This is a genomic window from Pedobacter psychrodurus, assembly GCF_032678585.1.
GTDB lineage: Bacteria > Bacteroidota > Bacteroidia > Sphingobacteriales > Sphingobacteriaceae > Pedobacter > Pedobacter psychrodurus_A.
Genome location: NZ_JAVTSN010000009.1, coordinates 62,618 through 88,090 on the forward strand (window position 1 = coordinate 62,618; position 25,473 = coordinate 88,090).

At 38.5% G+C, this 25,473-nt stretch carries 18 protein-coding genes; 13 read left to right on the plus strand and 5 right to left on the minus strand.

Features of this window, described 5'->3' with window-relative positions; genetic code table 11:
* Positions 1–12: 12 nt before the first annotated feature.
* A complete protein-coding gene (locus R2S57_RS08015; protein WP_316844526.1) occupies positions 13–1,233 on the minus strand; it encodes a metallophosphoesterase in 1,221 nt (406 codons plus the stop codon).
* A gap of 215 nt (positions 1,234–1,448) precedes the next feature.
* Between R2S57_RS08015 and R2S57_RS08020 the strand changes: the two genes are divergently transcribed.
* The 12 genes from R2S57_RS08020 (at position 1,449) to R2S57_RS08075 (ending at position 17,547) form a co-directional block, all read left to right on the plus strand.
* Positions 1,449–1,895 carry an RrF2 family transcriptional regulator gene (locus tag R2S57_RS08020; protein WP_086545362.1) on the plus strand — a complete coding sequence of 149 codons (447 nt, stop codon included), beginning with the start codon at positions 1,449–1,451 and terminating at the stop codon, positions 1,893–1,895.
* Positions 1,896–2,645: 750 nt separating this feature from the next.
* A complete protein-coding gene (locus R2S57_RS08025; protein ID WP_316844527.1) occupies positions 2,646–4,736 on the plus strand; it encodes a nitrite reductase in 2,091 nt (696 codons plus the stop codon).
* 104 nt (positions 4,737–4,840) lie between these two features.
* Entirely contained in the window at positions 4,841–5,611 is a 771-nt protein-coding gene (gene cobA / locus R2S57_RS08030; protein WP_316844528.1) for a uroporphyrinogen-III C-methyltransferase, read from the plus strand.
* A complete protein-coding gene (locus tag R2S57_RS08035; protein WP_316844529.1) occupies positions 5,595–7,106 on the plus strand; it encodes a TSUP family transporter in 1,512 nt (503 codons plus the stop codon). The genes cobA (R2S57_RS08030) and R2S57_RS08035 overlap by 17 nt, the downstream gene beginning before the upstream one ends.
* 2 nt (positions 7,107–7,108) lie before the next feature.
* A complete protein-coding gene (locus R2S57_RS08040; RefSeq protein WP_316844530.1) occupies positions 7,109–7,807 on the plus strand; it encodes a phosphoadenylyl-sulfate reductase in 699 nt (232 codons plus the stop codon).
* Between the two features lie 183 nt (positions 7,808–7,990).
* The gene (gene cysD / locus R2S57_RS08045; protein WP_316844531.1) at positions 7,991–8,896 is read left to right on the plus strand and encodes a sulfate adenylyltransferase subunit CysD; all 906 of its coding nucleotides are present in this window, start codon (positions 7,991–7,993) and stop codon (positions 8,894–8,896) included.
* A 170-nt stretch (positions 8,897–9,066) separates the two neighbouring features.
* Complete coding sequence (locus R2S57_RS08050; protein ID WP_316844532.1) at positions 9,067–10,317, plus strand: sulfate adenylyltransferase subunit 1; 1,251 nt, start codon at positions 9,067–9,069, stop codon at positions 10,315–10,317.
* A 416-nt stretch (positions 10,318–10,733) separates the two neighbouring features.
* Complete coding sequence (locus R2S57_RS08055; RefSeq protein ID WP_316844533.1) at positions 10,734–11,198, plus strand: hypothetical protein; 465 nt, start codon at positions 10,734–10,736, stop codon at positions 11,196–11,198.
* A 293-nt stretch (positions 11,199–11,491) separates the two neighbouring features.
* A complete protein-coding gene (cobA, locus tag R2S57_RS08060; RefSeq protein WP_316844534.1) occupies positions 11,492–12,286 on the plus strand; it encodes a uroporphyrinogen-III C-methyltransferase in 795 nt (264 codons plus the stop codon).
* Positions 12,287–12,815: 529 nt separating this feature from the next.
* Positions 12,816–14,228: a glycogen synthase gene (locus R2S57_RS08065; protein WP_316844535.1), complete on the plus strand. Its 1,413-nt coding sequence runs from the start codon at positions 12,816–12,818 to the stop codon at positions 14,226–14,228.
* 9 nt (positions 14,229–14,237) lie between these two features.
* Positions 14,238–15,506: a glucose-1-phosphate adenylyltransferase gene (locus tag R2S57_RS08070; protein WP_316844536.1), complete on the plus strand. Its 1,269-nt coding sequence runs from the start codon at positions 14,238–14,240 to the stop codon at positions 15,504–15,506.
* A gap of 256 nt (positions 15,507–15,762) precedes the next feature.
* Positions 15,763–17,547 carry a glycoside hydrolase family 15 protein gene (locus tag R2S57_RS08075; protein ID WP_316844537.1) on the plus strand — a complete coding sequence of 595 codons (1,785 nt, stop codon included), beginning with the start codon at positions 15,763–15,765 and terminating at the stop codon, positions 17,545–17,547.
* 325 nt (positions 17,548–17,872) lie between these two features.
* On the opposite strand, the gene R2S57_RS08080 is transcribed toward R2S57_RS08075, so the two are convergent.
* The 4 genes from R2S57_RS08080 to R2S57_RS08095 form a co-directional block, all read right to left on the minus strand.
* Positions 17,873–20,062: a bifunctional alpha,alpha-trehalose-phosphate synthase (UDP-forming)/trehalose-phosphatase gene (locus tag R2S57_RS08080; RefSeq protein ID WP_316844538.1), complete on the minus strand. Its 2,190-nt coding sequence runs from the start codon at positions 20,060–20,062 to the stop codon at positions 17,873–17,875.
* An 84-nt stretch (positions 20,063–20,146) separates the two neighbouring features.
* Positions 20,147–21,502, minus strand: a complete 1,356-nt coding sequence (locus tag R2S57_RS08085; RefSeq protein ID WP_316844539.1) for a HAMP domain-containing sensor histidine kinase — start codon at positions 21,500–21,502, stop codon at positions 20,147–20,149.
* Positions 21,503–21,602: 100 nt separating this feature from the next.
* Positions 21,603–22,973 (minus strand): sigma-54 dependent transcriptional regulator, encoded by a 1,371-nt coding sequence (locus tag R2S57_RS08090; protein ID WP_316844540.1) that lies wholly within the window; start codon positions 22,971–22,973, stop codon positions 21,603–21,605.
* 406 nt (positions 22,974–23,379) lie between these two features.
* Positions 23,380–23,814, minus strand: a complete 435-nt coding sequence (locus R2S57_RS08095; RefSeq protein WP_316844541.1) for an endonuclease domain-containing protein — start codon at positions 23,812–23,814, stop codon at positions 23,380–23,382.
* A 305-nt stretch (positions 23,815–24,119) separates the two neighbouring features.
* Here R2S57_RS08095 and R2S57_RS08100 point away from each other — a divergent pair, with 305 nt between their 5' ends.
* Positions 24,120–25,364, plus strand: coding sequence for an efflux RND transporter periplasmic adaptor subunit (locus R2S57_RS08100; RefSeq protein WP_316844542.1), 1,245 nt, complete (start codon positions 24,120–24,122; stop codon positions 25,362–25,364).
* Positions 25,365–25,473: the final 109 nt, after the last annotated feature.

Sequence of the window (25,473 nt, forward strand, 5' to 3'; positions counted from 1 at the left end):
CAATAAACGGTTTTACTTCTTCTTCAATTCTATCACCGTAATCTCTGGCCATATCCCGATCCGGCCCGAAAAGCCAAGGAAACCAAAACCCCTGTTTACATTTAAATATCGGCCATTCTCGGTTTTAATACCAGCCCAATGTTTATAACGGTATTTTACCGGGCTCCATTTAATGCCAAAAGCTTCAATTCCAAATTGCATACCGTGGGTATGTCCGGCCAGCGACAGTTGAATTTTTGAAGGATAGTTTTTTACCTGTGCATCCCAATGAGAAGGATCGTGCGACAAAAGAATTTTGAAATCGTTTACAGCAGTGTTTTGTAAGGCCTTGTTTAAATCACCACGTTCTCCAAAACCAATTCCCCAGTTTTCGATCCCGGCGAGTATAATTTTCTCCCCGTTTTTATGCAATTCAACATGTTCATCCAATAAAAGTTTAAATCCGAGTTCTTTATGGTAAGCTTTTAACTGATTTAAGTTTTGAATTTTATCTGCTTCTGTTGGCCACTTGATATAATCACCATAATCGTGATTGCCCAGAATAGAAAATTGGCCAAATGGGGCCTTAATCTGTGAGAAATGGCCGATATAAGGCACAATTTCTGAAGAAGCATTGTTGACCAGATCGCCAGTAAAAACAAACAGATCACTTTTTTGTGCATTGATCATGTCGATTCCCTTTTGTACTGCTTTCGGATTGGTAAAACTTCCGGCATGTACATCAGAGATTTGTGTTAAGGTAAAGCCGTCAAAACTGGCTGGTAGATCATCAAAATACAAAGTATGTTTAATCACACGGTAGGCATATTTCCCTTGGGTGATACCGTAAGCAAATAAGGCAATGGTTAAACAGAACATGATAAAGGCAAAATCTACCCAATAGTTGCTTCGGCCTTCAATATGGAATCCACCAGGTTCAAAATTTGTAGCTAAACCCAATAGTAGGCGGTAAATATCGCCAAGGAGCAGAAAAAAAGCGAAAACAATTTCTGCGGCAAAAATGATCAGAAAGGCATGACTAACGATCTGGAAGAATTTATTTATACCCTGAATACGCATTTGCTGGATGGCATATAATAGCGCGAAGGTTAGGCCTACAATAAACACCCAGAAAATAGGGCTGAGCCAGGTAGATTGATTGATGGTACCCAGGCCCGATAACACATAGGCATTTAGGGCAAAAAATATAATTGCGACTATAATGAGCGGCAATAGATTGAGTTTTCTTCTCATTGTTAAAGATCTGTAATCAGAATATAGGGTAAAAATAGAATTTAAACGCCGGTAATCGACTACTGTTACGGTTAACGATTATTTTTACGCTGGTTTGATTAAAGCAATTATCGTTATTATGCGTTATATTTATCAATATGATAGTATGTTGAATTAAAATCAACTTCCTGTTGCATATTTTATAATTTACTTTCTTTTATTAGCTTTGTGCGAATATGCTGTCCAAAAAAACAAAATATGCCATTAAAGCGCTTGTTGCGCTTGGTAAAAATTTAGATAAACCACCAATGCAGATTTCAAAAATTGCAGAGGAGGAGCATATCCCGAAAAAATTCTTAGAGCAAATTCTGCTCGATCTGCGTAACGCTGGCTTTTTATACAGTAAAAAAGGCGCAGGTGGCGGATATAGTCTCAACAAAAAACCAGAAGAAATATTATTGGTTCACGTGATGCGTGTAACTGATGGTCCGATTGCAATGGTTCCATGTGCAAGTTTAAATTTTTATCACAAATGTGATGAATGTGTAGACGAGAAAACCTGCGGAATCAGAAGCGCCTTTATTGATGTAAGAGATGCTACGCTTAAGGTTTTAACCGAAACGAGCATTGCAGATGTAATCGGCCGCGAGGATAACCTGAAGATCGGGGTTATTAATTTATAATATTTTAAAACTTTCTAGAGATCTCTCAGCTTGATCCAAATAGCTATCGGATTTATTTCAGCATCTATTATGATATGGCTTAGACCTCGCAAGTTTTAAAATATTAATCCCAAATTCATTTATTGAGTTTGGGATTTTTTTTTTTGGAAATGAAAGGTCAGTTTTTCATGGTGGCTTTCAGTCCCGCTTTCCGTTTTATTCCGATGAAGGATCGGAATGTTCACTTTAATCGGGTTTATGTAACAGAGATAGTAGCACAATCGGGTATTCAGACCTCGCAGGTTTCACAAACCTGCGAGGTCTTATTCCGCGTTAGGGATTGTAAGGGTTCAGTGCCGACCCTTCATCGGTACCGGAGCGAAGCGCAGCCCTGAAAAGCCCGACCCTTGGGTAACGCCCAAATCAGTTTTCAGTTGACAGTTTTTAGCTGTAGTCATTTCTTTGTTAAACCTCAGGGGTTTTAAACGGCTAAGTCCTAAATGAGGCCATTAAAATATTAAACGCGACGAATTAAATTTGCGCGGTTTAACAGGATATCGTAATTTTTTTTACAATAAATTACGACTATTCCTATATACTTTATATATTTGGCGTATGAACTTCAATTTTATACCTAATCAATTAATCGCTATGCAAATGATGTGTTGTTGTAAAACGCAGTAACAGGAGCCTATAGATAATTTTATGTATAAAATATTGAATGCTTCTCGGTAAAAGGGAAGCATTTTTTGAATAAAGCTAACAACACATATGCAAAGTTTCAGAACAGAACTCGAAAATCCGATCGTCGAGCAGGACATCATCGATTTAGAGAATAAGATTAAAGCTTTTAGAGATGGAACCATCCACGACGAAAAGTTTAGAAGCCTCCGTTTGGCCCGTGGTGTTTACGGACAAAGACAGCCAGGCGTACAGATGGTGCGGATTAAGTTGCCTTTTGGTAAGGTAACTTTTAAGCAGCTATTGCGTATTGCCGATATTGCTGATGAGTATGGAAGTGGAAATTTACACCTAACCACCCGTCAGGATATTCAGATCCACTATGTAAGTTTAGACCGTACGCCAGAGCTTTGGGCTAAACTGGAACAAGATGATATTACACTTCGTGAGGCTTGTGGAAACACGGTACGTAATGTAACTGCTTCTCCAAATTCAGGAATTGATGCTGAAGAGCCATTTGATGTTTCACCTTACGCACAAGCGGTATTTGCTTACTTTTTGCGTAACCCGATCTGTCAGGAAATGGGTAGAAAGATTAAAATCTCCTTCTCTTCGAGCGATAGGGATACAGCCTTTAGCTACATTCATGATTTAGGATTTATTCCAAAAGTTAATGAAAATGGCGAGCGTGGATTTAAAGTTTTGTTCGCTGGCGGTTTGGGCGCACAGCCGTTTTTGGCTAATGCCGTTCACGAATTTTTACCAGAAGATCAGTTAATTCCATTTACAGAATCTGTTCTTCGTGTGTTCGACCGTTATGGCGAACGGACCAACCGTAACAAAGCCCGCTTAAAATATTTAGTTCAGAAATTAGGTTTAGAAGAAGTTTTACGTTTGGTTGCCGAAGAGCGTATTGCCAACAAAGTAAAAACCTTTAAAATAGATATCAATACCGTACCTCAGCCGATTTTGCCTTTAGAACAGGAATATCCGGCGGTTGAAATATTGAACGAAACGCATTACAAACACTGGTTGGCTACCAATGTGATTGAGCAGAAACAGCAAGGGTTTTACGGTGTTTATGTAAAAGTTCAGGTAGGTGATATTAAAACAGATAAAGCAAGGGCTTTTGTGGATGCCATCAGACTATATGTTGCTGATGAGATCAGGATTACCCAAAACCAGGGCTTGCTGTTAAAGTTTGTGCGTAAGGAAGCATTACCTTCTTTATATTCAGCTTTAAATAAAATTGGTTTTACCACTGCTGGTTTTGATAGTTTAGCTGATATTACCACTTGTCCTGGTACAGATACCTGTAATTTGGGTATTTCGAACTCGATGACCTTGGCTGAAGTTTTGGAAGACGTGATTTATACTGATTTCCCTGAATTTATCTATGAGAAAAATATCAAGATCAAAATAAGTGGCTGCATGAACTCTTGCGGTCAGCATGGTTTGGCCGAAATTGGTTTTCACGGAAGCTCGGTAAAAGCAGAAGGAAAAGTTGTTCCGGCGGTACAGGTGATGTTGGGTGGTGGAACTGTAGGGAATGGTGTAGGCAGAGTGGCCGAACGTGTAATTAAAGTACCTTCTAAAAGGGCAACCAGCGTTTTACATTTCATTTTAAATGATTTTAAAGCCAATAACCTGGAAGATGAAAACTTCCACCAATATTATGACCGTAAAGGAAAAGACCACTTTTATCAGTTGTTAAAACCATTGGCCGATTTAACTAACCTTCAGACTGAAGAATTTGTAGATTGGGGTCATGTAGAGCAGTTTGTTACAGCGATTGGTGTTGGCGAGTGTGCTGGTGTTGTAATCGATCTGGTAGCTACTTTATTATTAGAGGCCGATGAAAAATTTGGCTGGGCCAAGCAAAACTTAGATAAAGCTGCTTACGCGGATGCGATTTACCATACATACAGCACTTTTGTAAGCGCTGCAAAATCTTTATTGTTAGATAAAGGGGTAAACAGCAGCACTCAGGTTGGTGTGATCCGTGAATTTGATAACCACTATGTAGAAACCGGAGAATTTAATTTGCCGACCAATTTCTCTGACCTGGTTTTACAGATTAATAAAAACGAACCAACAGCCGAATTTGCGCAGAAATACTTTGAAGAGGCAAATCAATTTTTAAATCAGATTAAGGAAAAAAGGGCAGTATTAGAGAAATGAGATTTGAGACTATAGACATGAGATTTGAGAACCGCAAACGCTAAACGCCATGCGCCAAACAAATCTTCATGCAGTCATTCAAAATTCAATAATTAAAATGAAACATGGTTAATCAAAATATAGAATCAAGAATTACCCTTTTAGGCGCTGGTCCTGGTGATCCTGATTTATTGACATTAAAAGGTGTAAAAGCATTACAAACTGCTGATGTGGTATTGTACGATGCTTTAACAAATGAAGCTTTGTTGGAGCATGCTCCGGCAGAAGCCATTAAAGTTTATGTAGGAAAACGTTCTGGTGAACATTCTTATCCTCAGGATACCATCAATAAATTAATGATTGACTATGCCTTAAACTACGGACACGTGGTGCGTTTAAAAGGTGGCGATCCATTTGTTTTTGGCAGGGGATACGAAGAGCTGGACTATGCAGCCTCTTATAGCATCCCGGTAAGTGTGATTCCTGGTATTTCGAGTTCGATCGGTGTACCTGGTTTACAACAGATTCCGGTTACGCACCGTGGCATGAGCGAAAGTTTCTGGGTAATCACCGGAACAACCACTTCTGGAGAAGTTTCGGCAGATATTTACCAGGCAGCACAATCCAATGCCACAGTAGTAGTATTGATGGGACTTAAGAAACTACCAAAAATTGTGGAGATTTTTAAAGCCGCGGGCAAACAACATTTACCAACTGCAGTAGTTCAAAACGGATCTGCAGAAGATGAAAGATTGGTTGTTGGCGTAGTCGAAACCATCGAAGGTTTGGTAAAACAAGAAAATATTAAAGCTCCGGCTTTATTAATTTTTGGCGAAGTTGTATCATTACATCCATCATTCAAGAAATTAATTAAACAATATGCAAGTATTGCCTAACCAACCTGATAATGCAGCATCTTTTTCGGAAGAAGAAAAAGGTAACCAGCTCTTTCCAGTTTTTGTAAAGCTGAACAAGCTGCGTACATTATTAATTGGGGCAGGGAATATTGGGCTCGAGAAATTAACAGCGATCGTAAATAATAGCCATCAGGCTACTATTACGATTGTTGCAGAAATCGTATCACCAGAAGTTTATGCACTTATCGCCAATTATCCGCTGATCAAAGTGAAGCAGAAAAGTTTCGATGTGGATGATCTGAATGATATTGATATCGTTTTCGCGGCAACCAATAACAATATTTTAAATGAGGAGATCAGAAGGGTAACGCATGAACGCGGACTGTTGATCAATGTGGCCGATAAGCCAGAACTTTGTGATTTCTATTTGGGATCAATCGTTCAAAAAGGTGATTTAAAGATCGCCATTTCTACCAATGGCAAATCGCCCACTATTGCCAAACGTTTAAAGCAGATTTTAAATGAAGGATTACCAGCAGAGCTGGATGAAACCTTACAGAATATGAGTGCTTTGCGACAGACCTTAAACGGCGACTTTTCGGCAAAGGTTAAAAAACTGAATAAGGTTACCCAAAATCTAATTAATCCTAAGAAAAGTTTCGCCGAGCGAAATATTAAATGGTTAATCTGGGCGGCCGCGGTTTTACTCATTGGCGCAATCGGTTTTTCTTTGTGGAATACTGAACCCGAGTTTCAAACATTTTTGATCAATATCGATCCGTTATTCTACTGGTTTTTAGGAGCAGGATTTTTATTCGCATTAATTGATGGGGCAATCGGCATGTCGTACGGTGTAACCACTGCATCTTTTTCGCTTGCCATGGGTTTACCTCCGGCATCGGCCAGTATGGCCATCCACATTTCTGAGGTGATGAGTAATGGTATTGCCGGCTGGATGCATTACCGTATGGGTAATGTTAACTGGAAATTATTCAAAATATTAATTCTTCCTGCAATAGTTGGAGCTGTTTTAGGTGCTTATATTCTCTCTTCATTAGAGCATTATAGTGCTTATGTAAAGCCTATTGTAGCTGTTTATACCTTGTTTTTAGGGGGGATTATCTTAATGAAGGCCTTCAATATCAAGCGTAAAAAAGCCGATCAGAAGATCAAGAAAATTGGTTTCCTGGGTTTTGTTGGCGGTTTTATTGATGCAGCCTTTGGCGGTGGCTGGGGATCAATTGTTTTGTCGAGTTTAATTGCAGGTGGCAGACATCCATTGTTTTCGTTGGGTACCGTTAAGATCAGCCGTTTTTTTATTGCCACTTTAAGTTCACTAACATTTTTTACCATGTTGGGTGGCAAACACTGGGAAGCTGTTTTAGGCTTAATTATTGGTAGTGCCATCGCATCGCCAATTGCGGCAAAGGTATCGAACAAAATCTCGGCAAAAACCATAATGGTTGCTGTGGGGATTATTGTAATGCTGGTAAGTTTGCGCAGTGTGATTATGTTTATTTTAAAATTAATTTAGTGATGGATAACCTAGAGGAGATAAAAGCAGCACTGGCAGGTTTAAGTACAATAGATAAGTTGAAATTTTTGGCAGATCAATATGCCGAACGTATTATTTTTTCCACCAGTTTTGGTTGGGAAGACCAGGCAATTACCCATTTAATTTTTGCCAATAATATTCCAATCAAGGTTTTTACTTTAGAAACCGGACGTTTGTTCCCGGAAACTTATTACGTTTGGAACCGTACTTTGGAAATTTATAATAAACCGATTCATGCCTATTATCCTAAAAACGAGCTTTTACAGGATATGGTAAATACAAAAGGCCCGAGCAGCTTTTACGAATCGGTAGAAAACAGGAAAGAATGTTGTTATATCCGTAAAATCGAACCCTTAAAAAGAGCATTAAAAGGTAACGAAATCTGGGTAACAGGCATCAGGGCAGATCAAAGTGCCAATCGTGAAGATATGCACGATTTAGAATGGGACGAAGGCAATCAACTGGTTAAATTTCACCCTATTTTCGATTGGACTTTAGAGGATGTGAAAACATACATTAAAGAAAACAATATTGTTTACAATACCCTGCACGATAAAGGTTTCCCGAGCATCGGTTGCGCCCCATGTACAAGAGCAGTACAGCCAGGCGAAGATTTTAGGGCCGGAAGATGGTGGTGGGAAGACCAGAGCAAAAAAGAATGTGGCTTACATGCTACTTAAGGTATAAGGCGGAAGGTTGAAAGGTAGAAGGTTTGTATTCCGTATTCAAAGAAACTTTGGAATATCCCAACATTTAAACCTTATAAATATTTTTAACAACAACAACAACAACAAATATATAAGTTGAATAATTGAGCGATTTAACATTCAATCATTCAACATTCAATCATTCAACATTTGATAATGAGTACATATAATTTTGATTATTTAGATGAACTGGAGGCAGAGGCGATTCACATTTTACGTGAAGTAGCGGGGCAGTTTGAAAAACCGGCGCTGTTATTTTCGGGTGGGAAAGATTCGATTACATTAGTTCGTTTAGCAGAAAAAGCCTTCCGTCCGGGAAAATTTCCTTTTCCTTTAGTCCATATTGATACAGGCCATAATTTTGAAGAAACCATCACCTACCGCGATCAGATGGTAGAAAGAATCGGCGAAAAATTAATTATCGGTTCCGTTCAGGAATCTATTGATCAAGGTAAAGTAGTAGAGCAAACCGGTAAAAATGCCAGTAGAAATGCTTTGCAAACGGTAACCTTGCTCGATACCATTGCTAAATACCAGTTCGATGCCTGCATTGGTGGTGCCCGGAGGGATGAAGAAAAAGCAAGGGCAAAGGAGCGTATTTTTTCTGTTCGTGACGAATTTGGTCAATGGGATCCAAAACGCCAGCGCCCCGAACTTTGGAACATCTATAACGGTAAAATCCACAAAGGAGAAAATATCCGTGTATTCCCAATCAGTAACTGGACGGAGCTTGATGTTTGGAATTATATCCGCAGGGAAAAAATAGATCTGCCAAGCATCTACTTTTCTCACGAGCGCGATTGTATTACGAGAAATGGACAACTGATGGCCGCATCTCCATTTTTAAATATGGACAGTGAAGATATTGTAGAGCGTAAACAAGTGCGTTTCCGTACGGTTGGTGATATGTCGTGTACTGCTGCGGTAGAATCGGATGCCACTTTGATTGATGATATTATTTCGGAAATCAGCGCCTCTAAAATTTCTGAGCGTGGTGCCCGTTTGGATGATAAGGTTTCTGAAGCCGCAATGGAAGACAGAAAAAAGGGAGGGTATTTTTAATCGAGATTTGAGTATTGAGATGTGAGATTTGACAACCTTGCATCTGTCTAATATCTCCTATCTAAGAATAAAAATATTAAAATTTAAAAACGATTTGAGCATGGGGATGTGAGATTTGAGAACCTTGCATCTGTCTAATATCTCAAATCTATTATCTCATATCTAAAAAAATGAACATATTAAAATTTTTCACAGCAGGCAGTGTAGATGATGGTAAAAGTACCCTAATCGGACGTTTGTTATACGATACAGATTCTATTTTAGCCGATCAATTGGAAGCTTTACAGAGCTCTAACCGCAAAAATGATGATGGAACAATAGATTTAGCCATTTTAACAGATGGTTTAAGAGCAGAGCGGGAGCAGGGCATCACCATTGATGTGGCCTATAAGTACTTTCAAACAGAAAAACGGAAATTCATCATCGCAGATACCCCAGGCCATATTCAATATACCCGAAACATGGTTACAGGTGCGTCTACGGCTAACCTGGCCATTATTTTGATCGATGCCCGTAACGGCGTGGTGGAGCAAACCATCCGTCACTCTTATATTGTCTCGTTATTGGGCATTAAACACGTGGTGGTTTGTATCAATAAAATGGATATGGTTGATTATAGCGAAACGGTTTATAGCGCCATCATCGAAAAGTATAAAATTTTGGCTCAACAGCTAAAATTAGCCGATGTCACTTATATCCCGGTAAGTGCTTTAAAAGGCGATAATATCGTGCAAACTTCTGAGCATATGGATTGGTACGAAGGGGAGAGTTTATTACACTTCCTGGAAAAAGTAGATACTGATAACTTAGATAAATCTCAATTGGCGCGTATGCCTGTACAGTGGGTAGTGCGTCCGCAAACGGAGGAATTACACGATTACCGTGGTTATGCGGGCCGGGTATTGAGCGGAACTTTTAACTTAAATGATAAAGTTACGGTTCGGCCTAGTGGCGCAAGTTCTACCGTTGAACGTATCGAGTTTTTTGACCAGACACCTGATGCTGCACACGCTGGCCAATCGGTGATTATCCATTTAAAGGACGATGTTGATATCAGCCGTGGCGATACGATTGTAAATGCTTCTGCATTGCCACAAGAATCAAAACTGATTGAGGCCGATCTTTGCTGGATGGATACCAGGGCTTTAGATACGTCAATTATGTATAATATTCAGCATAACAGTAAAATTACCCGTTGTAAAATCAGTGAAATTTTGCATAAGGTAGATATTAATACCCTCGAAAAACATGCTGTTGACGAATTTAAACTGAATGATATCGGGCGGGTAATTGTTAAAACTGCTGACGCTTTGGCTTTCGATTTATATGATGATAACCGTGCAAATGGTTCTGCCATTTTGGTCGATACCCGTACCAACTTAACTGTGGGTGCCTTAATGTTTAGGGCGGCAGTAGAATAGGATGAAAGATATAAAATGAAGGACGGAAAATGGATGATGTAAAAATGATTATATGAAATTTTATCTCGACACATTGATCCTAAAATCCTATAATCCTGAAAATCTTGATCTGGGATGGATGATGGAAAATGATCAATGACCAATTCCCAATGATCAATAGCGACAGTTTTACGGGAGATGGTGAAATAACTCACTAATCCTAAAATCTTACACTCCTAGAAATCTGAAGTAAGAACCACAACCAAATATAATAATGAAAGCTTTAGATTCATCTAAAGTGAAAGCAATTTCAGTGGGGTGCCAAATGGTATCCCATTTTTCGTTGTAGGGTTTTTTGTATATTTAAGTTATGGAAATGATTAAAAGTTTTCATCTTCTTATTACATTATAAAACTGAAACCCTAATTACAAAGCATATGAAAAGAAATATTTTATACCTCGTTTTTGCCACAGTCCCTTTTGTTTTTGCCTGTAACCAATCAGAAAAAAAGACTGATATGGCAAAAAAGGATTCTGTGACCAATGAAGCTTGTTATGCGGCGGTTTTTGAAAAAGACAGTGCCGCCATGATTGTGAAAACAATGTCTTCAGGAAAAGTTATAGGTTCATTACTGGTTAAATACGCCGATAAACCTGAAAACAATGGTAAAATCAGTGGTAAATTTAATGGAGATACCTTGATGGTTGATTACCGCTTTAACACCGGTAAAGATACCACCAAAGCTTTTACCAATCCGTTGGCCTTTTTAAAGAAAGATGGCAAACTGATTATGGGCGTGGCGCAGATAGAAACTACTTTAGGCAGATCGTATTTTGTTAAAGGTAAACCCATTAATTATGAAGCTGGGAAGTTTACTTTCAAGGAAGTGAGTTGTAAATAAACGATCGATTTGTCATCCTGAACGCAGTGAAGGATCTTTAAAGTCTTGATTTTCATAGTCCTTTAAGCTATCGTAATGTCGAGCAGAGTCGAGAAATCTAAAAGATGGATCTCTCGATTTGTTGTCTTGAGCGCAGTGAATTGTATTTAAGACATTGATTTACAGTTTTTATATTCCATACTGCGTTTATAATTACAGTAATAAAAAATATTTTAAAATAAATTACTACTATTCCAATAGACTTTATATATTTGTATAATTAACAAACGTATAACGCGCATAAATTATCTGTTATGATTTTGAATAAAGTTGAAAAAGCGAACATTGAACCAAGAATTACTTTAATAGGTGCAGGTCCTGGCGATCCGGATTTATTTAGTTTAAAAGGTGTTAAAGCATTAAAAACAGCTGATGTTGTTTTGTATGATGCAAATGTGAACGAAGCTTTATTGTGTCATGCGCCAGATGGTATTCCAAAAGTTTACGTTGGCAAACGTTCAGATGATGAATCATTTTCTCAGGATGCGATCAACAAGTTGATTATTGATTATGCTTTAAACTACGGTCACGTGGTGCGTTTAAAAAGTGGCGATCCATTTTTCTTTGCAAAAGGCTACGAAGAAATAGATGCTGCAGAATCGTACAGCATTCCTACCGAGATTATCCCGGGTATTTCAAGCGCGACTGGTGCACCAAGTTTGCAAAAAATCCCAATGATTTACAAAGACCTTAGTGAAAGTTTCTGGGCAGTAACCGGAACAAACTCAAGGGGTGAAATTTCGGAAGACTTATATATTGCTGCAAAAACCAAAGCAACCATTGTCGTTTTAAACGGAATTGAAAAAGTAAAAGAAATTGCAGCTATATTTCAGGCAGAAAATAAAAATTTATTACCTGTAGCAGTCATTCAAAATGGTTCTACACCTGAAGAAAAAATTGCGATTGGCATAGTAGATACGATTGCCGAAATTGTTGAAGATAAAAGAATAGAGGCACCAGCTTTATTGGTGTTTGGAGATGTAGTTTCCCTACACCCACAATTTCAACCCATCCGCGATTTTTACGAAATTATCGCTGAAGAGTATTAAGATATTTTTAAACCAAAAATATATTTGTTTTGTTGTTAAAAACCGCTTATGGATTTAAGCGGTTTTTTCGTTTTTATATGCCACAGATTAAGGAAATTACCGTTGATGAAATACCCATCTGCGTATATCTGTGAAATCAGCGGGAAATTAGGCATAACATTTCCCGCAGATTAAAAAGATTACCGCTGATAAATTTAAACGATTTTTGCGCTTAACAGGAACAGCCCTTTGTTTTTAAGCCTGATTGTAGTGCAAAGCCCGGAGCGCAGTGAGGACTTGCAACGGAAAGCAGGGCTACAGCCTGCCACGAAGAACTAAACCATTCACTTCCAAAAACGCTGCGCAAATCTGCAAAATTAGCGAGAAATTGCGCTAAACATCCTCATTATATTCTCCCGCAGATTTAAGATGATTACCGCAGAAGAAAGGTCAGCCCGATACAAAATAATCAACTAAAAATATAATTTTCATTATTTGCAAAACTCAAAACAATTAGTAACTTACTTAGGTTATCTACACCAAATATTTGATGGAAATTATACATATAAGCGCCGAGTGTTACCCTGTTGCAAAAGTTGGTGGATTAGCCGATGTAGTAGGGGCCTTACCCAAGTACCAAAATAAACTGGGCCACATTGCCAAAGTGGTTGTGCCTGCCTACGACACAAAATTTATCCGCGAAAGCGAGTTTGAAGTTACTTATGATGCCTGGTCAAACTATGGCAACAATCATTTTCAATACCGGATTTTAAAAGAAAAAACCAATAAGCTTGGGTTCGATTTATATATTGTTCATATTCAGGGTTTAACAGATCGCCCAAATGTATATGGATATAACGATGATACCGAGCGTTTTGTCGCTTTTCAGATTGCTACATTGGATTGGATTGTACAATGGGAGCACCGCCCTGATGTAATCCATTGTCATGATCACCATACCGGACTGATTCCGTTTATGGTTTCTAATTCCATAAAATACAAAGCCATTAGTGGTGTGCCTACTGTTTTGACGATTCACAATGCACAATATCAGGGACAGTTTGGATGGAATAAATTATATTATATACCAGCCTTCGATTTGTGGAAAGGTGGTTTGTTGGGCTGGGAAGATGCGATAAATCCTTTGGCATCGGCTATTAAATGTGCCTGGAGAGTTACTACCGTATCACCAAGTTATCTGGAAGAGATGATGAGTAATGCCCGTGGACTGGAAAGTTTGCTCAGACAGGAGCGCTGGAAATCGGTGGGAATATTAAATGGAATCGATAGTGAGGTTTGGAATCCTGAAACCGACCCCATGCTTGGAAAAGCTTACAATTTAAAAACAGTAGAAGCAGGTAAACTGGCAAACAAAACAGCCCTTTGTGATGTTTTTCAATTAGATGCGTCTAAACCTCTATTTACTTTTATCGGTAGGTTGGTTGATGAAAAAGGTGCAGATTTATTACCTGATATTTTTTATACTGCTTTGCAACAGCATGGCGATAATATCAATATCCTGGTTTTAGGATCTGGTGACAATTGGGTTGAAGGAAGGTTAAATCAGTTGAAAGATATTTTTGGTGGTAAATACAATGCTTACATCGGTTACAATGAACAGGTTTCACATGAGATGTACGCAGGTGCAGATTTCCTGATTATGCCATCGAGAGTTGAACCTTGCGGTTTAAACCAATTATATGCCTTAAGATATGGAACGGTTCCTATTGTACGTAGGGTTGGAGGCTTAAAGGATACCGTGATTGATATAGGTGATGGTGGTTTTGGGATCTGTCATGATCAAACCAGTATCTGGGATGTTACACATGCGATAAACAGAGCCGTAGAATTGTACAATGATAAAAAGGCCTTTAAAGCAGTTAGAAAAACAATGATGAAGATAGACCATTCGTGGGATAGAGCAGCATTAAATTATATAGAATTATACCAAATATTAAAATAAGCTTAAACTATGACTGACAAAGTTTTAGGCGTTATCCTTGGCGGTGGCCAAGGCTCTAGATTATCGCCACTAACACAAACACGTTCTAAACCGGCAGTTCCAATTGCTGGTAAATACCGGTTGGTAGATATTCCCATTTCGAATTGTCTCAATTCGGGCATTCACCGTATGTTTGTGTTAACACAGTTTAATTCGGCATCCCTAAACAAACACATTAAAAACACGTATCACTTTAGCCATTTTAGTACGGCCTTTGTTGATATTTTGGCGGCTGAACAAACTGTACAAAACTCAGGTTGGTTTCAAGGTACAGCAGATGCGGTTCGTCAGTGTATGCATCACATTGTTTCGCATGAGTTCGATTACATTTTAATCTTATCTGGTGATCAGTTGTACCAGATGGATTTTAAGGATATGATCGAAAAACATATCGAAGCTAATGCAGAAATTACCATTGCAACGATTCCGGTTACGGCTAAAGATGCAACCGATTTTGGTATTTTAAAGGCTGATGATGAAAACATGATTACCTCTTTTATCGAAAAACCTAAAACAGGTTTGGAAGATTGGATATCGGATACCGGTGAAGAAATGCAGAGTGAAGGCCGTAACTTTTTGGCTTCGATGGGTATTTACGTTTTCAACCGTGAGTATCTGATCAACATCCTAAACGAGAACGAAGAAGAGAAGGATTTTGGTAAAGAGATTCTACCGAGGGCGATTACGCAGAGTAGGGTTTTAAGTTATCAGTACGAAGGTTATTGGACAGATATTGGTAATATTTCGTCGTTTTTTGAGGCCAATTTGGGCTTAACAGATGAGATTCCTAAATTTAATATGTTCGATAGTAACCATGCTATTTTTACCAGGGCAAGGATGTTACCGCCATCTAAAATTTCGGGTACTACTTTAGATAAAACGATTATTGCAGAAGGCTGTATTATTCAGGCCAGTAAGGTAGAACATGCTGTTTTAGGTATCCGGTCGAGAATTGGAAAAGAAACCGTAATTACCAATGCCTATATTATGGGCAGCGACAGGTACCAAACGCTTGAAGAGATACAGGAGGAAACAGGCAAAGGAAATTCATTGATCGGAATTGGCGACCGTTGTTTCATTAATAATGCCATTATCGATAAAAACTGCCGAATCGGTAACGATGTGAAAATTAATGGGGGCGACCATTTAGAAGATGGAGACTTTGAACTTTACGCCGTTAAAGATGGTATTGTGGTAATTAAAAAGGGAGCAGTGGTACCTAGCGGAACCGTTATTTAAGATAATCATTAATCATTAACCAGGCCAGTCGCGATTTTTCGTGACTGGTTTTTTTGTTTTTAGATTTCACAGGTTTAATCCATACGTCACCCTGAATTTATTTCAGGGTCTATCTTGCAGGAAAGATGCTGAAATGAATTCAGCATGACGTTTTGGTAGAACAATAAATTGAAAAATATTTACACAATCTCTTTTTAACCTTTCCATCCAACATTTTCCTCCTAAGCTTGTTAGTAAATAAACAAAAATATAGTTTATGGCCGAACAGCACCTTTATCAAACAGGAATTATAGGAAATTGCGCTTTCATTGCACACGTAAATAAAAATACTGATATCTCATGGCTTTGCTGGCCTCGTTTCGACAGTCCTTTTGTATTTGGAAGTTTATTGGATCAAAAAAAAGGCGGTGAATTTTCAATCTTGCCACAGGGTGAATATACTTCTACTCAATATTATATCGAAAATACCAATGTTTTAAGAACTGAGATTACTGCCGAAGACGGAAAATACCGTATCACCGATTTTGCGCCACGTTTTCATCTTTACGAACGCTATTTTAAACCTTTAATGTTCATTAGAAAGATTGAACCATTGGAAGGAAGTCCACGTATTACGATCAAATGTGAACCAGTTTGCGACTACGGTAAAAGTAAAATGAAATCAAGCCGTGGCAGCAATCATATAGATTATCTGGGTTGCGATGAAAATATCCGCTTAAGTACCAATGTATCGCTTACTTATATCATTGATGAAAAGGCCTTTGTGTTAAATGAGGAGAAATACCTCATTATGACTTATGGACAAAACCTTGAAGCACCGGTAGTAAGTACAGCTGAAAATTTTCTCCGCGAAACGATTGCTTATTGGCGATTGTGGATTAAACACTCATCCATAGCCGGTTTTTATCAACCATTTGTAATTCGATCGGCCCTGGTTTTAAAGATCCATCAGTATGAAGATACAGGTGCAATTATAGCAGCGAGCACCACCAGTTTGCCTGAATCGCCGGGCAGTACGCGGAATTGGGATTACCGTTATTGCTGGTTACGCGATTCGCATTACGTGTTAACCTCTTTAAACCACATTGGGCATTTTGAAGAAATGGAGAAGTATTTTAATTACTTATCTGATATCTCACATGCCGAAGATACCCGTTACCAGCCATTATATGGCATTGCTGGCGAAAGAGAAATCACTGAACGTACTTTAGATCATTTGGAAGGGTACAAAGGTGAACAACCAATTAGGATAGGAAATCAGGCTTATGAACACATTCAGAATGATATTTATGGTCAGGTTTTAATTTCGATGTTACCGCTTTACACCGATCACCGTTTTGTATTTTCCGAACGTAGCGATTCGGTAAAATGGATTGAAAGTGTACTTTCGAAAATTGAAAGAACGATTGATGAAAAGGATGCCGGAATTTGGGAATTTAGAAACATTGCCAATGTGCATTGTTACAGTAATTTATTTCAATGGGCAGGGGCACAAGCAGCCTTAAAAATGGCCAAAACGATTGGTAACGAAGATTTCGAACAGCGCGCACAAGTCTTAATCGATAAAGCGGCGGCACATATAGAGGCTTGCTACGATCCGGAAAGAAAGGTATATACCAACGCAGTAGGAAGTCCGCATTTAGATGCAAGTACTTTACAATTGATTATGATGAATTACCTTGATCCGGCTTCAGATCTTGCGAAGGATCATTTGATCGCCTTAGAAAAGGAATTGAAAACAGAAGATGGTTTGTTTTATCGTTACCTACATGCAGATGATTTTGGTAAACCTAAAACTACCTTTCTGATCTGTGCTTTTTGGTACGTAGAGGCTTTGGCTTGCGTGGGCCGAACCGATGAGGCGATTAAGGAATTTGAAAATATTATTAAATATTGTAACCACTTGCTTTTATTCAGCGAAGATGTGGATGCAAAAACGGGAAGCCAATGGGGTAATTTCCCTCAAGCTTATAGTCATGTTGGTTTAATGAATGCAGCTTATCGCATTGCAATTAAATTGGACAGACCGATATTTTTGTAAAGATGTGTGGATTGCAAATCCACAGTTCGAGAATCGGTATTGCAAATCCCGACCAACTAAAAAGCTTTGACAACATTAATATGCAAAATGTACATTAATGTTGTCAAAGCAATGATTGCCCGCAGGATCCGGAAGATTTGTGCAGGAAAATCAGCGAAAATTATATTGATTTGCTGGTCCTCTAATCTGAAAAGTAAAAAGGTCTGTAAGACACAGACCTTGGTATTGAGAAAAACTTTTTCATTTAACGTTACGTCATTCCCGCGAATCCTAAAGCAATAACATTAAGAGCCTTAATCGGATTTGGGATGGCGAATAGCTAAATTTAACCCCTTTCTATAAACTCTTCCTTAACCAAACTCCAAAGCAATTTCCTTACCTCTTTAAAATCATTTAGATAATATTTTGCCTCTGAAATGTTGTTGCCCACTTTAATAGTGAAGGCCTCATCTGATAATACCTTAAAAATATCTTCATCCGTATGGTCGTCGCCCAAGGCTAAAATAAAGTCTGGATTTTTGTCGTAAAGCCAGTTTAACGCAGCTTTACCTTTATTTACCTCCATATTTTTAAATTCAATTACTTTATTTCCCGGCATCAATTGCAACCCCTTATCTGCAGCTAAAATTTTCATGTGACTGATAATTTCATTAGCACGTAAATCACCAAGACCTTCTTCGGCTTTTCTATAGTGCCAAACCAGGGAATAACTTTTTTCTTCGATGAACGATCCCGGAGTGCGGTTGGTATAGGTTTCTAATAAAGTCTTTATTTCCTGTTTCCATTGATCTGTTAGCAGTGGTAAACTATTCCATTTATCTCCATAAGATTTTTGCCATGCACCATGTTCAGCAATCAGATCAACTTTTAAATGCCCAAACCATTGTTCTAAGGTTTCATGTCTTCTACCACTGATAATGACTACTTTGTTGGCATTATCGATGGTCAGGTTTTCTATTAAATCGTAAAGCTCTGCATCAGGAGAGGCATCATCGATATTTCCGGTAAAATCTACAAGTGTACCATCATAATCTAAAAATAAAACCCGATCAGTAGTTTTAGCATATTTGGTGGCAATTATTTCATTAATAGTGTTTACCGCATGTTTTGTTAACAGCGATTTTTGAGAATCTTTCACTTCGTTTAATCTTAAAATAAAATTATTTACCCAATGTTTAACATTGAATTTTTCTACAATCGCACGCATGGCTTTCATACGTTGCTGCTGTTCTTCTAAAGGCATTTTGAGTGCGGTTACGATGGCTTCCATAATGTCGCCCAGGTTATTTGGGTTTACAATCACTGCATCTGTCAATTCTTTAGACGCACCGGCCATTTCACTTAAAATAAGCACCCCATCATTATTGTTCCTGCTGGCCACATATTCTTTACTCACTAGATTCATGCCGTCACGCATAGGGGTAACCAAACAGATATCTGCGGTAGAATAAAGTGCAGACAGTACTTCGATAGGAAAAGAGCGATAAAAATAGTTTACCGGAATCCAGTTCATGGAGCGGTATCTCGCATTTAAATTGCCTACAAACTGATCAATCTGATCTCTTAACTCGCTATATTGAGCTACGGTATCACGTGAAGGAACCACGATCATAAAAAGCTCAATCTTACCGATATATTCGGGATGAAGCTGTAGTAAAAGTTCTAAAGCTTTTAATCTTTCCAAAATGCCCTTACTATAATCTAACCGATCGATAGAAAGTATCACTTTCATGTCTTCTTTGCCTTCCCTAAAATAGTTTATTTCTTTTTTTACGGCTTCCGTTGCGGTTAAGCCTGAAAATTTATCATAATCGATTCCCATAGGGAAAGCTTCCACTACAATTTGTCTTTCGTTACTGTTAAGTACATTCGATGATGAATTTACAGGGAGCAAGCGGGTTGCGGTACTGATAAAATGCCGAACATCATCATAGGTATGAAAACCAATTAAATCGGCACCTATCAGTCCATTCAATAGTTCCTCGCGCCAGGGAATCAGCCTGAATATTTCGTACGATGGAAAGGGGATATGCTGGAAAAACCCGATGGTTGCAGCCGGAAGTTTTTCTCTTAAGATACCGGGTAAAAGAAGTAATTGATAATCCTGAATCCAAATTTTATCCTTTCTGCCCAATACTTGCATAGCACTTTTGGCAAATTTCTTGTTAACAGACTGGTAACAGTCCCAATAACTTTGTTCGTAGTGGGCATAGGTAACTACATAATGAAAAACCGGCCATAATACTTCGTTAGAAAAGCCTTCGTAATATAAGTTGATTTCGTTTTGGGTAAGGAAAACTGGGTAGAGGTTTAACTCAGCAAGCTTTTCTGTAACTTCTTGCTGACGTTCTTCAGGAACTTCTATTCCTGGCCATCCAATCCAGATGGAATTGCCTGATTTATACACGTCTCCTAGTCCGGTGGCGAGGCCGCCTTCGCTCGGAATAAACGTGTATTCGTCGTTTTCTTCGATGATTTTAACGGGTAGTCTGTTCGATATTATAACTGTCTTCATGCTTGTATTTGATGTATCCACATCTTTAAAAGCATATCAAACGGGTTTTGTTTGATTTTTTAGGTCAAAAAAACATTCAAATGATTAAACGTAATTAAAAACCAACGAAAAAGTAGTGCCCTCACCAGGGGTAGAAATGACCTCGATGCTGCCTCTGTGCATTTTCATAATGTTGCGGCTAATGGTTAAACCTATTCCTGATCCAGTTTTTCTGGTGGTATAAAATGGAACGAAAATTTTCTCCAGGTCGCTGGCATCGATACCTTTTCCGTTGTCGGTAACATCTATATACAGTTTGGTGTTTTCTAAACGGTAATTGACGTTGATGTATGGGAGTTCTCTGCTTTCCACTGCATAAATACTATTGGTAATCAGGTTAATCAACACTTGTTCAACCAATTTTAGATCGAGCTGAACAGTGATTTTTGATGAGGTTTGTTCTACATCCAATACCACATTTTTAACTTTAGCAAAGGGTTGCATCAATACTTTAATGTGTTTCAGTATTTCGCCAATGGTGTGCGATTCGAGGTTAGGCGTAGGCAGCTCTGCAATTAAACGATAATCCTTAACAAAATCAAGCAAGCCAGAAGATCTTCTCTGTATAGTTTGCAATGCTGCTTTCAGATCGTCCATTTCATCTTCTGTGAGGTTCTCTTTATCGGTTACCATCCGGTTGATCGTATCCGATAAGGAGCTGATAGGGGTAATGGAGTTTAAAATCTCGTGCGAGATCACGCCAATTAACCTGTTCCATGCTTCTGTTTCTTTTTGTTCAATTTCATCTTTAATGTTTTGGAAACTGATAATGGTATAGTTGTTTCCGTAAAGATTTAATGGAATTACCTCGGTAGATAATTGGATCAGTTTATCCTGTATCTTCAATTCCAGAAATCTCTTGCCACCCGATAAAATCTGCTCTATTTCTGTTGCAAACGCTGGGAGATGCTGTTTTAGCCTGTGCCAATATTTATAAGCCGGAACAGCCAATAGGTTTGAAGCCGCCTGATTAAAAAATGCCACTTCTTCGCCCTGTTCCTGTTCGGTGTTGTTCACAACAATTACACCAACCGGAACCTGTTCCAAAATGGTTTTAATTAACTGAAACATCGCTTCCTGTTCTAACCTGATCTGTTTGTGAACCTTTAAAATGTCACTAAACGATTCGTAAAGCTCAGGAAAACTGCCTTTAGTTACTTTATTTTTAAAGTTTAAAGTGTGATCCCGCGTTTTGACCGCCAGCACAAAACGGTTAATATCGGAGCGGATTTGATTGATGTAATAGTAAAGAGAAATAATGGTACCCAATAAAATTAATGCGACGCCAATAATGGTAAACCAAAGCTGTGTGTTTTTAATCAGATAAAATAAAAGATAACCCAGCAGGTTGATAACCAGCATGCGGGATATTAAACGGAAAGTAAAGCGTTGGTGAAACATGTTTTTTTAGGGTTGAAGGTAGAGGGTTAAAAGGTTTAGGGCCGAAGGTTTAGGGGTAATGTGAGGTGTTATAACCTTATGCCTCAAACCTTATACCTTGTTAGATTCCAAATTTCTCGATTCTTCTATATAGTGCAGCTCTTGTTAAGCCTAATTCTGCTGCGGCTTTTGATATATTCCCTTTGTGTTTATCGATCGCTTTCTGTACCATCATTTTTTCCATATCCTCTAATGCCATTTCATCGGGTATGGAGTTGTTTTGTGCAAAACGCTGTGGACTTAACTGTAAATCTTCTTCAGAAATATCATTTCCATCGCTCATGATCACGGCCCGTTCTAAAACATGCTGCAGTTCGCGCACATTACCAGGCCATTTATATGTTAAAAGCACATCTTGTGCTTTATTGCTTAAGTTTCTGATCTCTTTATGATATTTTGAGCTAAAAACCTGCATAAAATGATTGGCCAACAGTAAGATATCTGTTCCACGTTTACGTAAAGGTGGTAGTAAAAGCTCAACTGTATTAATCCGGAAAAGTAAATCCTGCCTAAAGGTATTTTTAGCTACCATTTCATTTAAGGGCATGTTTGTAGCGGTAATTAAACGGACATTTATTTTGCGTTCTTTACTTTCTCCTAAACGGGTAACCGTGCGGTTTTGCAATACACTAAGCAGTTTAGCCTGTAGGGGTAGGGTTAAATTCCCAATCTCATCTAAAAATATCGTTCCGCCATCGGCCAGTTCGAAACGCCCGGGTTTATCTTCCTTGGCATCCGTAAAAGCACCTTTGGCATAACCGAACAGTTCACTTTCAAATAAGTTTTCGTTTAGCGAACCTAAATCGACGTGCATAAAAACCTGATTTTTCCGCTGCGAATTTCCATGGATTTCGTAAGCGAAAACCTGCTTTCCGGTACCGTTTTCGCCCAAAATAAGCACGTTTGCATCAGTAGGCGCAACTTTTAACAGGGTAGCCTGTAAGTGTTTTATTCCCTCGGCTTGTCCAACAATGTTCTCGAAACCTCGGGTGAGATCTTTTTGTAAAGACGAATGTATTTTTTCGAGTTTTTTTACTTTTCTGGTCGATTCGCGGAGTTTAGAAGCAGCAGAAATAGTAGCGAAAAGTTTTTCATTTTCCCAAGGCTTTAAGATAAAATCGGTTGCACCCTTTTTTATCGCTTTAACCGCTAATTCAACATTACCGAAGGCCGTCATTAAGATCACTACATAATCTTTATCAATTGATAAGATATGTTCTAACCAATATATTCCTTCGCGGCCATCACTAGCCCCTTTTTGGTAATTCATGTCGAGCAAAATGATGTCTATTTCATTTTTACTCAACAATACGTTGATTTCCTTTGGCGATTTACAGGTAATCACCTGCTTAACCTGTTGCTTTAAAAACAAACGGGCACTGAGCAGAATGTCATCGTCGTCATCGATAATTAAAACTGTGGCATCAAGCATAATTCATTTAATTTTAACCTCCCCCTATCAAAGGTGGTGGTTGTTGTTCTTTTGTACTGTCCCTCTCCTTGAGGGGAGGGATTTTGGGGTTAGGTGGGTTGAACCCAGTTGTCTCTTTGCAATTGTTTAACTTCACCCTATCAAAGGTGGTGGTTGTTGTTCTTTTGTACTGTCCCTCTCTTTGAGGAGAGGGATTTAGGGGTTAGGTGGGCTGAACCCAGTTTTCCCTTTGCAATTGTTTAACCTCACCCTATCAAAGGTGGTGGTTGTTGTTTTTTTATACTCTCCCTCTCCTTGAGGAGAGGGATTTTGGGGGTAGGTGGGTTGAACCCAGTTTTCCCTTTGCAATTGTTTAACCTCACCTCTTAAACATAGGGTTGTTATTGTTCTTGAATTGTAATTAACCCTAAGTTTGGTTGTTGCTGTTTTCTGCACCACGCCCCCTCTCCTCAAGGAGAGAGGATGAAGGGGTGAGGTAGCCCTTAATCCTATTTAAAACTTCATCCAGATTACCTTTTACCTCCTCATTTTTAAACCTGATTACTGTTATTCCAACATCCTTGATTTCATTACTGCGATTGTTATCATACTCTTGGTTTTCAGGGTTATTATGTATCCCTCCGTCAATTTCGATTATTAATTTAGCTTCGTGGCAATAAAAATCAGCAATATATTGATGTACTGGATGCTGTCTTCTAAATTTAAAACCCAGGATTTTTCTATTCCTCAAACATTGCCACACACTATCCTCCGCCTCAGTTTGATTTTCTCTTAGTGTCCTCGAAAATTCAAATAGTTTCGGATTGGCACCATGAAATAATTTATCCTTATAGTCCTCCATATTTAATAGCTTAATAATAAGTTATTTAAATATAATGGTTTTATAATATTCTACACTCCAAAAAGAAACTAACCTACTCTTTGAACTTTGCTTTTTCTCCTCCCTGGCCCCTCTCCAGGTGGAGAAGGGATGAAGGGGTGAGGCAAATTTAACAAAACTGTCCGTTCCCGCACATAAACTGTTCGATAATGAACATGTTGAAATGATATTAATATTTAATTGTCTGTAATTTAGTGTTTTATGTCGCATTAGTGCTTTTGGCACAAGCTTGGTTATTAGAGAAACCGAACAGTACAACCGAACACATGGATAAGAAAATAGAGAAAAAAAGATTTAGCACTAAAACCTTGTTGATAATAGGTGGAGCAATTGCTTTTGTGGCAATTGTAATTTATGGCTATACCTTATCACTTAAAAAAGTTTATAGCGCAGATGCCGATAAATTAACCATCAGTAAAGTAGAATATGGCGATTTTGAGGATGTAGTTTTATTAAATGCCAGTGTTGTGCCATTAACCTCGGTAATTGTAAGTTCATCTGAAGGCGGTACGGTTGCCGAAATCTTTACCGAGAATGGTGCCTCTGTTGTAAAAGGAACACCACTTTTAAGGATTTCCAATTCGAATGCCATGCTGAGTTATACCTCAAGCCAAACGGCAGCCACCGAGCAGATTAACCAGTTGCGTAAATCGAGATTAGACTTAGAGCAAAATCAAAGGGTTTTAAATCAGGACGTTTTAGATGTTGAAAACAGCTTAAGAACCGCCACCCGTCAATATAGATTGGATAGTTCTCTATTCGCTAAAAAAGTGATTACCCTGCAGGAGTTTAATAAATCCAGTCAGGATTACGAATATTATCAGGGTAAACTGAAGATCGTACGCCAAGCCATTAAACAGGAAAACCAGAGCAGAAAGATGCAACTTTCGCAAATCGATCAATCGATGGGGCAAATGAACGAAAGTTTGGAAATGATCCGTAAAAACATTGAGAATATGACCATTAAAGCACCTGTTTCAGGAAAATTGTCATCTTACGATCCGGTAATTGGAAAGTCTTATAATTCTAATGAAATGATTGGGAAAATCGACGTGCTGCAAGGCTATAAACTTCAGGCTGGTGTAGATGAGTATTATATCAATAGGGTTAAAGAAGGACAAACAGCCAACTGCGAGTTTAATGGAAAAACCTATAACTTAACCGTAAGTAAAGTGATTCCAGAGGTTACAGCAGGTCAGTTTCAGGTTGAAATGGTTTTTAAAGGGGCTGCTCCAGAAGGTTTGCGCCGTGGTTTATCATTACAAACCAAACTAACTTTATCTGATAACAGCAAATCTTTGCTTTTGGCACAAGGTCAGTTCTTTCAAAGTACAGGTGGATCGTGGGTTTTTGTGGTAAACAATGGTAAGGCAACCAAGAAAAATGTAAAAATTGGCAGAAAAAATTACCTGTACTATGAAATATTGGATGGTTTGCAGAAAGGCGACGAAGTAATTACCTCTTCTTATGATCAGTTTAACCAATACGATCAGGTGGAGATTAATAAGTAGGGCGTTTGGCGTTTGGCGTTTGGCGTTTGGCGTTTGGAGTTTGGAGTTTGGCGTTTGGAGTTTGGAGTTTGGAGTTTGGAGTTTGGAGTTTGGAGTTTGGAGTTTGGAA

Coding starts and splice junctions, on each gene's coding strand:
- R2S57_RS08025 (WP_316844527.1), top strand. CDS start 2,646: ATGCAAAGTTTCAGAACAGAACTCGAAAATCCGATCGTCGAGCAGGAC.
- R2S57_RS08080 (WP_316844538.1), bottom strand. CDS start 20,062: ATGAAGACAGTTATAATATCGAACAGACTACCCGTTAAAATCATCGAA.
- R2S57_RS08035 (WP_316844529.1), top strand. CDS start 5,595: ATGCAAGTATTGCCTAACCAACCTGATAATGCAGCATCTTTTTCGGAA.
- R2S57_RS08020 (WP_086545362.1), top strand. CDS start 1,449: ATGCTGTCCAAAAAAACAAAATATGCCATTAAAGCGCTTGTTGCGCTT.
- cobA (WP_316844534.1), top strand. CDS start 11,492: ATGATTTTGAATAAAGTTGAAAAAGCGAACATTGAACCAAGAATTACT.
- R2S57_RS08095 (WP_316844541.1), bottom strand. CDS start 23,814: ATGGAGGACTATAAGGATAAATTATTTCATGGTGCCAATCCGAAACTA.
- R2S57_RS08015 (WP_316844526.1), bottom strand. CDS start 1,233: ATGAGAAGAAAACTCAATCTATTGCCGCTCATTATAGTCGCAATTATA.
- cysD (WP_316844531.1), top strand. CDS start 7,991: ATGAGTACATATAATTTTGATTATTTAGATGAACTGGAGGCAGAGGCG.
- cobA (WP_316844528.1), top strand. CDS start 4,841: ATGGTTAATCAAAATATAGAATCAAGAATTACCCTTTTAGGCGCTGGT.
- R2S57_RS08050 (WP_316844532.1), top strand. CDS start 9,067: ATGAACATATTAAAATTTTTCACAGCAGGCAGTGTAGATGATGGTAAA.
- R2S57_RS08100 (WP_316844542.1), top strand. CDS start 24,120: ATGGATAAGAAAATAGAGAAAAAAAGATTTAGCACTAAAACCTTGTTG.
- R2S57_RS08090 (WP_316844540.1), bottom strand. CDS start 22,973: ATGCTTGATGCCACAGTTTTAATTATCGATGACGACGATGACATTCTG.
- R2S57_RS08055 (WP_316844533.1), top strand. CDS start 10,734: ATGAAAAGAAATATTTTATACCTCGTTTTTGCCACAGTCCCTTTTGTT.
- R2S57_RS08040 (WP_316844530.1), top strand. CDS start 7,109: ATGGATAACCTAGAGGAGATAAAAGCAGCACTGGCAGGTTTAAGTACA.
- R2S57_RS08075 (WP_316844537.1), top strand. CDS start 15,763: ATGGCCGAACAGCACCTTTATCAAACAGGAATTATAGGAAATTGCGCT.
- R2S57_RS08070 (WP_316844536.1), top strand. CDS start 14,238: ATGACTGACAAAGTTTTAGGCGTTATCCTTGGCGGTGGCCAAGGCTCT.
- R2S57_RS08085 (WP_316844539.1), bottom strand. CDS start 21,502: ATGTTTCACCAACGCTTTACTTTCCGTTTAATATCCCGCATGCTGGTT.
- R2S57_RS08065 (WP_316844535.1), top strand. CDS start 12,816: ATGGAAATTATACATATAAGCGCCGAGTGTTACCCTGTTGCAAAAGTT.